18 protein-coding genes and 2 pseudogenes are annotated in these 12862 nt (G+C 45.3%); 12 read left to right on the top strand and 8 right to left on the bottom strand.

The window, feature by feature from the left end; translation table 11 throughout:
- Nucleotides 1-5: 5 nt before the first annotated feature.
- Together JCM16161_RS14335 and JCM16161_RS14330 are read right to left on the bottom strand one after the other, a co-directional pair.
- Nucleotides 6-509: a hypothetical protein gene (locus JCM16161_RS14335; RefSeq protein WP_243668748.1), complete on the bottom strand. Its 504-nt coding sequence runs from the start codon at nucleotides 507-509 to the stop codon at nucleotides 6-8.
- Complete coding sequence (locus JCM16161_RS14330) at nucleotides 482-880, bottom strand: EVE domain-containing protein (RefSeq protein WP_243668747.1); 399 nt, start codon at nucleotides 878-880, stop codon at nucleotides 482-484. Before JCM16161_RS14330 ends, JCM16161_RS14335 begins: the two co-directional genes overlap by 28 nt.
- Before the next feature lie 127 nt (nucleotides 881-1007).
- Between JCM16161_RS14330 and JCM16161_RS02475 the strand changes: the two genes are divergently transcribed.
- The 4 genes from JCM16161_RS02475 (at nucleotide 1008) to JCM16161_RS02455 (ending at nucleotide 3940) form a co-directional block, all read left to right on the top strand.
- Nucleotides 1008-1364, top strand: a complete 357-nt coding sequence (locus tag JCM16161_RS02475) for a GIY-YIG nuclease family protein (RefSeq protein WP_243668746.1) — start codon at nucleotides 1008-1010, stop codon at nucleotides 1362-1364.
- An 807-nt stretch (nucleotides 1365-2171) separates the two neighbouring features.
- A complete protein-coding gene (locus tag JCM16161_RS14325; RefSeq protein ID WP_243668745.1) occupies nucleotides 2172-2717 on the top strand; it encodes a type IV pilin in 546 nt (181 codons plus the stop codon).
- A gap of 142 nt (nucleotides 2718-2859) precedes the next feature.
- Complete coding sequence (locus JCM16161_RS02460; RefSeq protein WP_054854892.1) at nucleotides 2860-3552, top strand: hypothetical protein; 693 nt, start codon at nucleotides 2860-2862, stop codon at nucleotides 3550-3552.
- Nucleotides 3553-3694: 142 nt separating this feature from the next.
- Nucleotides 3695-3940 carry a hypothetical protein gene (locus tag JCM16161_RS02455; RefSeq protein ID WP_243668744.1) on the top strand — a complete coding sequence of 82 codons (246 nt, stop codon included), beginning with the start codon at nucleotides 3695-3697 and terminating at the stop codon, nucleotides 3938-3940.
- A 309-nt stretch (nucleotides 3941-4249) separates the two neighbouring features.
- Here the strand turns inward: JCM16161_RS02455 and JCM16161_RS14320 are convergent, their stop codons facing one another.
- From JCM16161_RS14320 to JCM16161_RS02445, 3 genes and pseudogenes are all read right to left on the bottom strand, one after another.
- Complete coding sequence (locus JCM16161_RS14320) at nucleotides 4250-4510, bottom strand: hypothetical protein (protein WP_243668743.1); 261 nt, start codon at nucleotides 4508-4510, stop codon at nucleotides 4250-4252.
- Nucleotides 4474-5049, bottom strand: coding sequence for a G1 family endopeptidase (locus tag JCM16161_RS02450; RefSeq protein ID WP_243668741.1), 576 nt, complete (start codon nucleotides 5047-5049; stop codon nucleotides 4474-4476). The genes JCM16161_RS14320 and JCM16161_RS02450 overlap by 37 nt, the downstream gene beginning before the upstream one ends.
- Nucleotides 5050-5135: 86 nt before the next feature.
- Nucleotides 5136-5577 (bottom strand): annotated as a pseudogene (locus JCM16161_RS02445) (peroxiredoxin).
- Between the two features lie 78 nt (nucleotides 5578-5655).
- Between JCM16161_RS02445 and JCM16161_RS02440 the strand changes: the two are divergent.
- The 6 genes and pseudogenes from JCM16161_RS02440 (at nucleotide 5656) to JCM16161_RS02410 (ending at nucleotide 9545) form a co-directional block, all read left to right on the top strand.
- Nucleotides 5656-6216 carry a hypothetical protein gene (locus JCM16161_RS02440; RefSeq protein WP_054854890.1) on the top strand — a complete coding sequence of 187 codons (561 nt, stop codon included), beginning with the start codon at nucleotides 5656-5658 and terminating at the stop codon, nucleotides 6214-6216.
- Nucleotides 6197-7249 (top strand): RNA 3'-terminal phosphate cyclase, encoded by a 1053-nt coding sequence (gene rtcA / locus JCM16161_RS02435; RefSeq protein WP_054854889.1) that lies wholly within the window; start codon nucleotides 6197-6199, stop codon nucleotides 7247-7249. The genes JCM16161_RS02440 and rtcA overlap by 20 nt, the downstream gene beginning before the upstream one ends.
- A gap of 49 nt (nucleotides 7250-7298) precedes the next feature.
- Nucleotides 7299-8449, top strand: a pseudogene (locus JCM16161_RS02425) (MFS transporter).
- Nucleotides 8450-8583: 134 nt separating this feature from the next.
- Nucleotides 8584-9057: an 8-oxo-dGTP diphosphatase gene (locus JCM16161_RS02420; RefSeq protein ID WP_054855049.1), complete on the top strand. Its 474-nt coding sequence runs from the start codon at nucleotides 8584-8586 to the stop codon at nucleotides 9055-9057.
- Nucleotides 9054-9311, top strand: a complete 258-nt coding sequence (locus tag JCM16161_RS02415) for a hypothetical protein (RefSeq protein ID WP_243668739.1) — start codon at nucleotides 9054-9056, stop codon at nucleotides 9309-9311. Before JCM16161_RS02420 ends, JCM16161_RS02415 begins: the two co-directional genes overlap by 4 nt.
- 30 nt (nucleotides 9312-9341) lie before the next feature.
- Nucleotides 9342-9545, top strand: coding sequence for a hypothetical protein (locus JCM16161_RS02410; protein WP_054854885.1), 204 nt, complete (start codon nucleotides 9342-9344; stop codon nucleotides 9543-9545).
- 481 nt (nucleotides 9546-10026) lie between these two features.
- Here the strand turns inward: JCM16161_RS02410 and JCM16161_RS14315 are convergent, their stop codons facing one another.
- From JCM16161_RS14315 to JCM16161_RS14305, 3 genes are all read right to left on the bottom strand, one after another.
- The gene (locus tag JCM16161_RS14315) at nucleotides 10027-10437 is read right to left on the bottom strand and encodes a hypothetical protein (RefSeq protein ID WP_243668737.1); all 411 of its coding nucleotides are present in this window, start codon (nucleotides 10435-10437) and stop codon (nucleotides 10027-10029) included.
- Entirely contained in the window at nucleotides 10434-10649 is a 216-nt protein-coding gene (locus JCM16161_RS14310) for a hypothetical protein (RefSeq protein ID WP_243668735.1), read from the bottom strand. Before JCM16161_RS14310 ends, JCM16161_RS14315 begins: the two co-directional genes overlap by 4 nt.
- A gap of 194 nt (nucleotides 10650-10843) precedes the next feature.
- Nucleotides 10844-11032: a hypothetical protein gene (locus JCM16161_RS14305; protein WP_243668733.1), complete on the bottom strand. Its 189-nt coding sequence runs from the start codon at nucleotides 11030-11032 to the stop codon at nucleotides 10844-10846.
- Between the two features lie 625 nt (nucleotides 11033-11657).
- Here JCM16161_RS14305 and JCM16161_RS14300 point away from each other — a divergent pair.
- Together JCM16161_RS14300 and JCM16161_RS02400 are read left to right on the top strand one after the other, a co-directional pair.
- Entirely contained in the window at nucleotides 11658-11888 is a 231-nt protein-coding gene (locus JCM16161_RS14300; protein ID WP_243668732.1) for a hypothetical protein, read from the top strand.
- Between the two features lie 19 nt (nucleotides 11889-11907).
- Nucleotides 11908-12825, top strand: coding sequence for a hypothetical protein (locus tag JCM16161_RS02400; protein ID WP_243668730.1), 918 nt, complete (start codon nucleotides 11908-11910; stop codon nucleotides 12823-12825).
- Nucleotides 12826-12862: the final 37 nt, after the last annotated feature.

Genomic DNA, 12862 nt, shown 5'->3' with positions numbered 1-12862 from the left:
TGGTCTTATTGTATTAATTCATTGATGAGCCTCCTTATGCCTTCCGGCTCTAATGCTTCATGTAATTGCCTTAGTTCCTGAGCTTTTACTATGATTACTTGGTCCTTGATTTCGTGAAATGCGCCCTGTACTGCCTCGTTTATTAGTCTCATCACGGTCTCCTCGTCCTTGGTGATTACGTAGATTAGCCTGGAGCCGTACCTATCATAGGCATGTTTTAGGAAGGCTAGGTCCTTATACATGTCACCACCAACGTGAACCTCAACAACGGCGAAAGGCACAGCTCTGGGCTCCTTAAATAGGGCTAGGTCAACCCTAAAGTTATCAATATTATACTCCTTCTCAACCCTAAAGCCGAGCCATTCACCGATATCTCTAGCCATCTTGATTAACTCGTCATGGCCGATCTCACCTTGCTTCATTAATTCCGTTGCCTCGGTTTTCTTCCTCAACCTCTCCTTGATAAGCTCGCCTACTTCGCTTAGCAGTGGTTTTCTTGAATAATACAATAATACATTGAGTTAAGTCTAAGTTTTCCTGGATTTTCAATTTTCATACCAAGTATTTTCGATAATTCGTCCTTAATTTCATTAAACTCCACTTTACCACTCACGATCACCTTAACATTAACTACCCAGGGATAGAATATTTTGCCCTCCCTAACTTCATCGGGCCACAATGGCTTGTTAGACCTTCTCCAGTCACTGGTGATCTCTAGGGTTGCTACGAAAGATTCGCAGAGCTCCTTGCAATCTCTCTTTATTATGTAAACTATGAACTTATCGCCAGGCTTAATGAGCTTCCTGAGCCTGCTTGATTGTTCAGGCAAGCCGTAAATGCCGTTCTCAATTGCGTACCTGTAATTCTCCTCATTCATCATCAATAGCCAATACCCAGCCATATATTGGCACACTTAGTATTAATTCCTAATATCAGGATACTAATATATTACTCTACTCTTTATTAAATAATTGTTTTAAATTAGAGGACAATTGATAGTTAAATTGATGGTTCAGGTTAGCGACATTGAGCGAGCCGTTAGGGGTTGTTTGGATATTATTGGTGTTTCTGCTAATGATTGCATGTCTGGTGTTTATGATTGCAGGAGCATTGATGTTAATGGGGCTGGTGCTTACGTCTTCTTTGATGACTCTGGGGTTTATTACGTGGGTGAGACTAATAATATGGCCAATAGGTTGCAGGATCACTGCAATGGTAAAATAGGTGGTTCCGAGGGTGTTGTTAGGTTCCTAATGCATCACCTTGAGGAAATCTGCGCCAACAGTAATGAATGGGCTGGGCTTGATGCCAAGGGTAGGGAGGAGTTCGTTAAGAATAAAGTTCTGAAAGAAAAAAATCAATAATTTAAAGATATACGTGGTCACGTGCGAGAAATTAAGAAATGAGGAGCAAGGCAATAAGAGGAACAAGTTAAGGTACAAGCTTGAGAAGTGTTTAAAGAAGAAGTTAAGGCCCATATTGAACCCGTAATAGCTCTAGACGGTAATCTTTAGCGAGCATGTTTCATTGTATCCTTGTTCAGGGTAGGTCATTGATTGTTGGGCTTTAGATATTAAGCTCTGGGCTCGTTGTATTCTCGTTAATTCTCTATTTTATGATATACTCAATTCTTGGCTCTAGCGTCTCATACTCGTCAAGCAGCCTTTTGTTTCCGTCAAGCTTAGCTTCGTAAACGTGCATTAATTACCTAAATTGTTAGTTAGATGTGTTTTCGTATCTCTAAATTGCTTGATAGTATTCTGTTATTTTCATTGATTACGTTAAACATGAAGTCTTCATTACCCTTATCAGATACAATTCCCATAAAGATTTGTCTAATGGTTAGTGATGTTATTAATGATGTTATTAATGTAGTTTATTGCTTATGGGATTCTCATGTTGGTACTATTAGTATTTGTAACTGGTGTGGTTATTCTTCATCATTGTCTCGGTGATTGTAAATTTTCTGTGTATCGTCTTCGGTTTGTTATAGAATGGTTTATTAATTATTTAGGATTGAAAGTAAGTGATGACTCAGGCAGTCTATGGATAGCTCTCTCAATGGTGTTTCTCACCCTAACTGCGGTCTTCGGTACTCTATGGTTTGTGAGTAACCAGAATTACTCAACGTTAATGGCTGCATACAATGCCTTAAAGCTCAGTATGATGACTTGAAGAGCCAGTACTCGGGTCTGCAGAGCCAGTACAGTAATTTACAAAGCCAATACTCAATGTGCCAAAACCAGTTGATGAATTTACAAAATCAGTACAATAACCTACAGGGACAGTATCAATCATGCCAAGCCCAACTACAACAATGCGCCCCAACAACCCCCACCCTCCAGGTGCAGGCTGTTGGTTTGACTGGTGTTAGTTCGGGTAGTTCTGCTACCTTAACGCTTTTGATTAGTAATCCGTCGAGTAGTGGTGTTGGCGTTAATGGTTTCACGTTGGGTAGTTTATCATGCGTGTTCTCAAGCCCAGTGCAGGTGCCGGCTGGAACTCAGGGAGGTCAATTATCAATAACGCTAACAATAAGTAATGGCGCCTTCACTGGAGTCCAAAGCGTCAGTGGTAATGGTGGAGTAACCGTGCCAAGCGGCATCACGGCAACATGCAGCGGCACTCAAACAGCCGCAGTCGGAATACAATACAGCGGCTACATAACAACCGTCAGCGGCCAAACATACCCATTCACAGTAACAGCAAGCTCATAGTATTTAGTCAGTGTCTTGATATTTTCTATTAAAAATAACGTTTCATTATGTTAATGATATTGTTAATTTCGATATATTTTATTTAATTGAAAGACAATGTTTAAATATTTATTTTAACCATAGTATTAAGTAGTTGGTTCTCATGCTATCTGCTCAGTCATTAGGGATGAGTAAGGCAGATGTTGTGGAATTGGATAATATGTTTCGTAAAGCTATTGGTACGTTATTCCAGCATGCCACGAATTTGATTAACACGATTAGGGATTGCCGGGGTAATGAGTGCGTTGATTTAGTAAATGAGGAGATTAATGATTTAAGGGCTGATGCTCAATACTTAGTGAGTGAGGTTAGGAGGGGTCGATTGACGTTTGTTGTTGATTTCGCGAGGGCAATGTATGAGGTCTTTCAGTACCTGGCTAGGTTTGGCCTGCTTAATACTGAGTATAAGGAGTTTCTTAAGAAGGTCGTGATTGAAGGTGGCGAGATTATTACGGATTTAAATAGAATTCAAATATTATTTATAAACACAGGTAGGGTACTCACGCACGCAGCCTGCATGGCACGCTATAGAGGCGTATCTAGAGTTGGTAATTACATACTTGATAAGGCATTACTCCTACTCGGCATGGCAATGGACGAGGCATTGCTCGGTGATGGCGAAAGGGCCATGTATTTATTAGCTTCCTCGTTTCTCGTATTTTATGGTAAGGAGGGTGAGGCAGAAAATGTGTTGATTAAGGCTGGTTATGGTTATGAGCAATTAGATAGATTTCTAAATTCCTGCGCTTCATTTGCTACATTGTATGAGCTTGGTATCAGGTTTACGGAAAAGTGATTACCCGTAGGGAGGTACGATGTATTTAGTGGATACAAATATCCTTATTGATTATTATCAGTGCTTTCACATGATTAGTTACCGTAATAGCGTTGAAGATAGTATAAAGCAAGCCAAGTATTGTAAATCATTAAGAGACCTATTGGTTAGCGCCGAAAGATTATTAATGAGTGACTTAAGTATGAGTGAGTTTATGCTTAAGCTTATTGACAAGTTTGTGGAATCGTTAACACCACCACCTAAAGAATTGGGTAATAGAAACTTAGTGGAGTTCACTGACGAACTTGTGAAGAGACTAATCAATAATCTAGGTATATCGGTAGTCAATACTAATGGCGAGGTATTAAATGATGCATACGAAGTGTCTCGTATAGTAAATGAAAAATAAGTACAAAATCCCGTAGTAAAGATTCACGTAAGAGAGAATTAAGAAAGCTTGGTAGAGATGTCATTAATATAATTCATGCTTATAAAAATAATGCATCATTATTAACTAAGGATTCTAACTTAGTTAACTTATTAGAGACGCTTGATTTTGCTAACTGTTCAATATCAAAGTTTAAAGGGTTAGATGCAAGGTGGTGCAAAGTACTAATTAAGATAAATGATAAGATTTTGCAATTTGAATTAATTCTTATATTCCAATATTAATCTCATAATATATTTTAATGCCGTAAGTAAGCGAATACGACGATCATTACTTACCGCTGCTTACGTATGTTACTGTGAAGCTTGATCCGTCAGGCGTTAGTGTGCTTGGTTGTGCTAGGATCTTCCCGTTGTACGCAGTCATCACTATTTCTACGGTTGATGGGTAATTTCCGAAGGCAGCAGTGCTACCGCCCACGGTTGCATAACACGTGCCCATTACATCCGTGTAGTCCTGCCCGAAGTACGCAGTTCCGAAGTTTGCCAGTGCCGTTAATTGCCCATTAACGGTGGGCTCTCCAGTATGCACTCGGCCGATGAGAGTAGTGCTCCACTTACGCTGCCCGCCACCGTGTATGCCTCGTTCCTTGTCAGGTCCTTAATGGTTATTTGGAATGAGTTACCCCCTACGTATGTCACGTTTACGTATATCACGTCGCCGGGCTTGACCGTGAATCCGCTTATCTCAACGGAGGGTGATGGGTAAAATTCGTACCACGACCAATACATGGGCTTACCACCGCTGCATTCTACGGCTATCCCTGCCTGCTCCACTGTGCTGTCGTTGTATCCGTCTAGTCCTGCCCAGAGCGCTACGTAGGTTGTTTGTTTGGTGCAGGTCACGGATGGTACGATGAATGAGCCCGCGACACTGGTCACAGTACCCTCCCGTGCGGGTACTACGTAGCCAGCCCAGTTTAGGCTGTAGACTGTTGATGCATAGCCAATGCCATGCCTAATCATTGGGTGCATCGTGGGTGTTGCCGCAAGTACGTGGGCTGTGATTATTGATGTGACAGCTATTAATGTGAGTGTTGTGAGTATGAGTATTAGTTTGTTCCTGGTCATTAGCTGACTGGTCATGGTCATCCCTTAAAAGTATTACCTTGGGCAGGTTTAACTCATTGAATAAGTATTATTGTTACCGCATTATTTTACATACTTTGTCTCAGGAAATCCAGGGCCTTGGCAGGATGTTCCTCCGGCTTGACCCTCCTAATCACCTTGGCCACCTTGCCTCCGGGTTTATTATGAATGTGACTCTCTCAGCAGTCCCTGTGGGCCTTAGCACTCCGTATGCCTGCGATACGCGTTTCTGGCTGTCGCTCAGTAGTTTGAATTTCACGCCGTACTTCTCCGCAAACCTTCTCTGTGTGCTTACGGAGTCTATGCTTATGCCCAGGACCGTCACGCCCAGCTTCTCGAATTCATCCCAGAGCCTAGTGAATTCCTGGGTCTCCCTCGTACAGCCGCTGGTGAAGGCCTTTGGGAAGAAGTAGAGCACTACCCACCTGCCCTGTAGTTTGATAGCCTTATTGTCTCTCCATCGTGGCTTTGTAACTCGAAGTCAGGAGCCTCCTCGCCCTCGTTGACCATCAAGTCAACACCGCGATTAGGCTTTTCTATGTTTAGTTTGAATTAAATTAATATAACTAGTCCCAGGCACTTAATCGCATGAGTTCACTTAGGGGCTACCTGATTGAGGTTGCCCGTGAGTATGAGAGGGTGTTGAGCATGTATAGGGTATTGATGAACCTAGGCGCTGTATGTGATTCGGGCAAGTATGTGGGTGTTATTGAGGCGGCGCTTATTGAGTCCATACTTGCTCATTCCCGTAGTTTGATTCAGTTCTTCAAGATTGTTAGGGGTAGGAGGTATAAGGACGTAACCTACTACCTGCCATACCTCAAACGCGGGAGTGCCAGGGAGTTTAGGCGCAAGGTTAAGGCATGCCCTGGTTATGAGGATGCCCAGAGGGTCATTAGGGATGTTAATAAGTATGTACTTCACCTTACGAGGGAAACGGCTGAGCCGGTGATAGGGCCTCTGTGGGTAGAGACGGCGTTGCAACGGTCATTAGGCTCCTCTGTTGCGTCTTCTCCGTCTTCGTTGATTATGTTGATGCGAGGGTGGTTGGTGCTGATGTTGTTGATGAGCTTAGGAGGCTTAATGGTGATTGCGTTAAGTATTAAAGTCCTTGTTGGTTGTTTGCGTGATGAGCCTTGTGGAGATTGATGGTTCTGTACTTGAGGGTGGTGGGCAGATACTTAGGACTGCCCTGGCGCTATCGGCAATTACGGGTAAGCCCGTTAGGATATACAACATTAGGGCCAAGAGGAGTAATCCGGGGCTTCAACAGCAGCACCTGACCGGCGTTATTGCTGCCGCCAGGATATCCAATGCCCAGGTTACGGGCGCCGTGAAGGGCTCCACGGAGCTTATGTTTAGGCCGGGGAGGATTGGCTGCGGCGAGTTTAGGTTTGATATTGGCACTGCAGGTGCAGTTACGCTGGTCATCCAGACGATATTGCCAATACTCGTGTTTGCTCCATGTAGGAGTGTGGTTACGATAACCGGCGGCACTGACGTGCCCTGGTCACCGCCAATCGACTACGTGAGGTTCATCATGCTCCCAATACTCAGCCTATTCGGTGTCAAGGCTGAGGTGAGGTTAATCAGGCGAGGCCACTACCCAAGGGGTGGTGGTGAGGTTGTGCTTACGGTAGAGCCGAGTAAGCTAAGGCCTGTTGAGGTCATTGAGTTTGGTGATTTGAGAGAGGTCAGGGGGATCTCGCACGCGGTTAGGTTGCCGGCCCACGTGGCTCATAGGCAGGCCAACTCGGCTAGGGAGTACCTGGTTAGGGCTGGTGTTAAGGCCCCAATTGACATTGCCGTGGAGACCTACGAGCAGGGCAGGGACCCACACCTGGGGCCCGGCAGTGGTATTGTGCTGTGGGCCGTGTCAAACCGGGGCTTGGTGAAGGGCGCGGACGCGCTTGGTGAGAGGGGTAAGCCTGCGGAGGTGGTTGGTGAGGAGGCGGCCAGTAAGCTGCTTGAGAACTTGAGGAGTGGTATGGCGCTTGATGAGCACATGGGTGACATGGTGATACCCTACATGGCGCTCGCCGGCGGAGGCATTGTCGGAGTCTCTAAAATAACCCTGCACGCACTAACGAATATATACATAGTCGAGAAATTGCTCGGCGTGAGGTTCGAGGTCAGCGGTAGGGAGGGTGAGCCTGGCATCATTAGGGTTGTCCATGCTTAATCGCTTTGGTTATTTTTTTAATTAGGCGCATCGCTGATTCACCTGGTTAATGAACCCAGGCGCTGGATATAGGGGTGGTGTACCGCTGTCAATACTTATTGGTTTGGGGACGTTTCTCGATGGTTATGATCTACTCAATATTAGCATTGTCCTGCCATTCCTAACACGCTTAATGCACCTGAGTCCGGAGATGCAGGGGTTACTTGGTACATTTACGTATATAGGCGGTGTATTTGGTGCCCTGGTCTTTGGCGTGTTCAGCGACCTTAGGGGCAGGAGGGCTGCGCTGCTGAGTGACATTATCTTCTTTCTAATTAGCTCCCTCATTTCTGCATTTGTCACATCCCCAGGGCAGCTTTTAGTGCTTAGGTTCTTGATTGGTTTTGGCATTGGTGCGATATAGTGTCTGGGCCAGCCCTACTGTCTGAGGAGTCACCAGCGTCGAGGAGGGGCTTCCTACTGGGCATTTCGTTAATAATGATGCCGCTCGGCGGTTTAGTCAGCGCCTTACTGGCCTACCTGCTTTTCACTGCAGGTGTACCACCCAATACCCTCTGGAGGATTATTCTTGGCGCCGGTGCTGTGCCTTCAGCCATAGTAATACTACTCAGGAGTAGGTTGCCGGAGTCATCAAGGTGGCTACTCAGGGGTGCCCCAGGGCGTAGAAGATTATCATTTAAGGAAGTGTGGAGGGGTTATTGGAAGATGCTTATTTACTCATCGGCTGCCTGGGTCGGTGCGGGTACGACGTCGATATTCACGATATTCACGCCAATGCTCGTGGCTCTCAGGGGCGGCGGCTACGGCAATATGCTAAATACGGTACTGACTCTTTGGATCTTCGCCGCGTTGGGCGCCATGCTTGGTTCACTAATGCTTGATAGGATTGGTAGGAGAATCCTACTAATGGCCTCCCTGGTTGGTTTGGGTCTTATTTTCTGGTATGTGGCGGTTACGTATAAAACCCCAGGGCTTGGGTACTCACTGTCTTTGGCTATGTTCCTGACATTCCTAGTGGTTAGTGGTGCGTACACTGTTCAGACAGAGGTCTTCCCGGTGGAGGTTAAGTCCTTCGCCGATGGCATAGCCTTTTCACTAAATAGGGTTGTGAATTTCGTGTTTGGGGCATTAACGCCAATCTTCCTCTACACTGGTTCAATAATGCTGTACCTGGGCTGGTTGGGGCCTTCGTACTGCTAATGGCCGTAACCGCATTGCTGACTGGAATAGAAACTGCAAGGAAGGATCTTGAGGAGATAGAGAGGATCGCCAGGAAGTAATTTACGATTAATTACCTAAGAATCCTTAATTTTAGGCGCAACATGAACCAGGTAATGATATTCATAGAGACCCTGGTCTACGTTGTTAAGGATGGCAGGGTACTATTGATAAGGAAGAAGCGCGGGCTCGGTGCTGGTTATTACAATGGGATTGGGGGTAAGGTTGAGGATGGTGAGGACGTGGTCTCTGCCGCAGTTAGGGAGTGTAGGGAGGAGGTTGGTATTACGCCGAAGAACCTGGAGTGGGTGGGGCTTCTTGAGTTTTGGAATTATGAGGATGGTCGGGTTGAGTCTGTGCACTTTGTTCATGTCTTCCTGGCCAGGGACTTCGAAGGCACGCCTAGGGAGTCCGATGAGGCTGAGCCCATTTGGTTTAGCGTGGATTGTGTTCCATACGGTAACATGTGGAGTGATGACGTGATGTGGTTGCCAAAGGTCCTGGGCGGTAAAAAGGTCTATGCCAGGTTCGACTTCGACCACTGGAGGCTCATTGGTGGGCAGGTCTTCGAGTTAGTCAGGAGCGTGTGATCAGTCACGCCCTCGTTCCTCACTGCTCGGTTGTGTCACTAATCATCACTAAATACTTAATAGGGACTGGGCTTAATAACCCTGGTGCTGATTCCTTCCAGGACGGATTGGTGACGAGAAAACCGACCACTGAGTATAACAAGTATCCATGGCTTATTCCTCCATTCCTAGGCTACGTACTGCTAAAGCTACGTTTCGCTAAACTCAAGGTTAGCATTGATGCCCTGGTAATAGCCGTTGAAGAAACTTCATAAACGGTATCTAGCGTATATGTACTTGCCTGGGTGTTTACGTTAGAGATCATAGCATTAATCATGTATAGCACTGGCATGAGTATAAGTGATAAGATGGTGAAATTCTTGTTAGCATTATCAGTATTCCCTGATCCACCATCGGTAGCCACCTTCTGTGGTGAAGCGCTTAGCGGTGGTAATACTAGGTATACGGCCGGCACCTTTGGATGTATATCTGAGCCTTTCTCAAAGTAAAAGTTGCCGTCCCTTGGTTCCCAATACCAGGCCTCGATAAACCAAAGGAGGGAGCCTAAGTCATAGTATTTCCTCTCAAGGACCTTAATTCCCTCGGGTATCTTCCTTCTTGGTGATTTACCGTTGAATTGGTAATAAAGGATTATGGTGGATCCTGCATCATTGGAAATGAAGCCGACATTTCTGGTTACTTTCTATTTCAGATTTAAAAAGCTTACTGATAATATCCATCGAAAATACGCATAAATTTGGTTACTTGGCAGGTAATTATCATAATCTTATTACATACCTCACCTAGAAAATGCGAGTGAAGGTTCATGACCCTACCTAGCCCTTTCCCTGTACATAAAGTATATTGTTAAATCATAAATTATCTTTACCGATCCACTAATCACGAAAGGTAGAGAATAGAGTCCTATGGATATTAAATAACCAACTATCGGTGATCCAGGCAGAGAACTGATGCTCCTCGCGGTATTCGTTATTGCGTTAGCAGCGACCCTCTCCTCATCACTAAATATTTGCGCCATAAATGCCTGTCTAAGGGTACATCCATTTGAGAAACACTCTGCCTTAGCAGAAGAAACGCGAGACTTCCAGGGAATGTTCCAGCGAATGGTATTAGGATTAGAAATAAGTTTGATAAAATGTGAGTGTATACCATAATCCTTAAATTACCAATCCTCTCGGCAATCAATGGTGCAACCATCAACGATAATGCAGTAATTACATTAACAACCATGAACACAATACCCAATTCCCTCAAGGACACCCCATAACGAACATAAAACCAATACGACAATAAGGACTGCGTTACTAACCCACCACCAAAGGCATCCATAGAGAACAATACCGATAAATTCCTAATATCAACAACGGCAGACCTATTCAACCCCTTAAGCCAATACCCCTTCTTGACGACTCAATACCACCCAATGCGCTATAGACTATCACCATGACTAAACCGGCAATGGCATAAACCAAATACATAGACCTAATGACGTATAGACTATTGCCTAGGTATGCCGGTAACGAAGATGCAAGGGCGCCAATTGACGAGGCAGAATAACCAATTAAATTATACACACTCAAAATCCTGCCCAACCTATTACCTGTAAATCTTGGTAAAACACCAACCTCAATAGACTGAAAGGGCCAGTCTCAGTCCCCGTAATACTGATATTGCCGATAAATAACGCCAACGCAATCACAGGTATAACGAGGATGAGAATAGCAATACTCCAGACATGAACATAAGAAAGCTGAAAATAATCAACAACCTCTTCCTACCAAGAACATCACCAAACCAGGTCAACAATACGTTGGAAAAATACATTACCAAGAACCACAAAGAACAGGGAAACACCAACATAAATAGGCGAGAAACCCAGCATGGCGAGGTAGATAGGCGTCAAAACGCTAACAATACCAAAAACAAAGGTCCTCAACCCCTTAACAAACAAAATCAAATTAACACTCCTAATCATTCACCAAAACCCAATAAGTAAGCACTAATCAACTTAGCTACAGCAATAAGATTAGCGATCCATTAGGAATTGATACCACATTAATTAGTTTTATCATGCTACAGATATTGCGCTGTCAACCATGACTACAGCCCCATTCATGTATGATGAATCAACTGACGTTAGGAAAGCACGAATTTAGCTATCTCAGTTGGATCAGCAAATATACCTAGGTGATATCCTTTGAATTTACGGTTTCCCTGACAACATTCTCGCAATTGAACGCTCTAGAAACATCGGCATGGCATAGCCACCATTACCTTAACCATTATCTACGGACTCCCTACCACCAGCATCATTCACATCAACGATAAAGAAGGCCCTAGATAAGCATCCTATGCACAGCATTGTAGGTAATTACATGGGGCGACATAATAAGGGATGCCACAAGCAAATTCGTAGAAAACATAAAACAAGCACAACAAAACACAGGATGATGACAAAACACGTGCCAATCCGCGGCTAATGAATGAACACCCGCCACGTTTAGAAATTTCTAACGCAACACTCCCCTAGGCTTAGTCCTTGCCCTGTCTCGGTTAATGCATTAATTCCTGCAGCGTCCTCCTCACAGCCTCCCTATGCAATGGGTGCCCCCTTGATGTGCGCCTTGGGCCTAACGCCATTCGCCGTGGACGTGGTCTGTGGTTCCGTAGACTTGTTGGTTCGATCGCCGACCATTAACGACTCGACCGTGTACCTCATGGTCTCTCTTAGGGCTCTCCCCGTAATGCATGTGAACTACACTGACCTTATCGACCACCTCTCAATTGCTTACTTAAGCCGATTCAGCACTAGTCCGGCAGTGACTTATTAGTTCTGTTGGGAGTCAATCATTGGATGTCTCCATGGCTCTAGGGATTTGCTGGGGCGTTAAGATGAGGGGCTCGGCAAGGCTAAGGTGCGGTGAGGAAGTTGATGACCCGAGGGTCGTTGAAGAAGCCATGAAGTTAATCAATGAGTTCCTAAGCAGGGTCGAGAGGCATAAGAGTGTATTGCTCAGTGAATCAGCCACACCGTTTGATGAGTCAATAAGGGCGCTGAGCAATTGGTTACGGGAAATCAGGGCTAAGGTCGAGGAGGGCAACAATGACGAGAGTATAGCCAACCTGAGGAGGGCGGTGCTCGACATTGGCGAGAGGATGCTCGAACTAGCCAAGAGGGCACGCAAAAAGTGGCTCGAGACCTATAGACCAGAGCTTGAGGAGTTAATCAACGAACTAGGGAGTGGAGGAGCAAGGTTAATCATTAGCGGTGAGCCGTTCAATAAGGACAAGTCTTTCGTGGCGCACTTGTTCATGAAGCACCTGGCGATTGAAATGGCGAGGGTAGCTAAGAGGGGGAACATAACGGTAAACATAACGCTTACCGGCCTCAAGGGTGTTCATGTTGCTATACCCAAGCTATTCGGTGATGGTAAGTTAAGGGCAATGCAGTGCGGGTTAATGCTTACCGATGGCTCAATCGACAATGATGGCTATCCGATGATGAGTACTAACCAGCTCTGGCAAGTCTTTGCCTGGCTAACTGCTTGGCCAGGGAAGAACCACGCGTACACAAATGGCTTAAGCCTCAACGATGGCGATGTGAGCGTCATGTGGCACTTAACGGTTATTGACTACAAGGGCGCGTTCAAGAATAAGGCCGAGGTAGCCGAAGTGGCTAGCGGGCTCGGTGATGAGGGGCTCCCAACGTTTATGCTGTATGCAGTACTCGGCGATGGCTATGTGAACATTAAGGAGAAAGAGGGCTAGGCTCACCATGGGTATGTCGAAGCTCGGGTTGTGGGGC

The organism is Vulcanisaeta sp. JCM 16161 (genome assembly GCF_001316285.1).
The sequence above is the reverse complement of the archived record's forward strand: the minus strand, read 5'-3'. Positions and strand labels throughout refer to the sequence as shown.

Bases quoted from the DNA above. Each gene is read 5' to 3' on its own strand.
- rtcA (WP_054854889.1), top strand. From the start codon at position 6,197: ATGAGCCTTGTGGAGATTGATGGTTCTGTACTTGAGGGTGGTGGGCAG.
- JCM16161_RS02460 (WP_054854892.1), top strand. From the start codon at position 2,860: ATGCTATCTGCTCAGTCATTAGGGATGAGTAAGGCAGATGTTGTGGAA.
- JCM16161_RS02440 (WP_054854890.1), top strand. From the start codon at position 5,656: ATGAGTTCACTTAGGGGCTACCTGATTGAGGTTGCCCGTGAGTATGAG.
- JCM16161_RS14300 (WP_243668732.1), top strand. From the start codon at position 11,658: ATGGGTGCCCCCTTGATGTGCGCCTTGGGCCTAACGCCATTCGCCGTG.
- JCM16161_RS02475 (WP_243668746.1), top strand. From the start codon at position 1,008: ATGGTTCAGGTTAGCGACATTGAGCGAGCCGTTAGGGGTTGTTTGGAT.
- JCM16161_RS14330 (WP_243668747.1), bottom strand. From the start codon at position 880: ATGATGAATGAGGAGAATTACAGGTACGCAATTGAGAACGGCATTTAC.
- JCM16161_RS14305 (WP_243668733.1), bottom strand. From the start codon at position 11,032: ATGATTAGGAGTGTTAATTTGATTTTGTTTGTTAAGGGGTTGAGGACC.
- JCM16161_RS02450 (WP_243668741.1), bottom strand. From the start codon at position 5,049: ATGACCAGGAACAAACTAATACTCATACTCACAACACTCACATTAATA.
- JCM16161_RS02420 (WP_054855049.1), top strand. From the start codon at position 8,584: ATGATATTCATAGAGACCCTGGTCTACGTTGTTAAGGATGGCAGGGTA.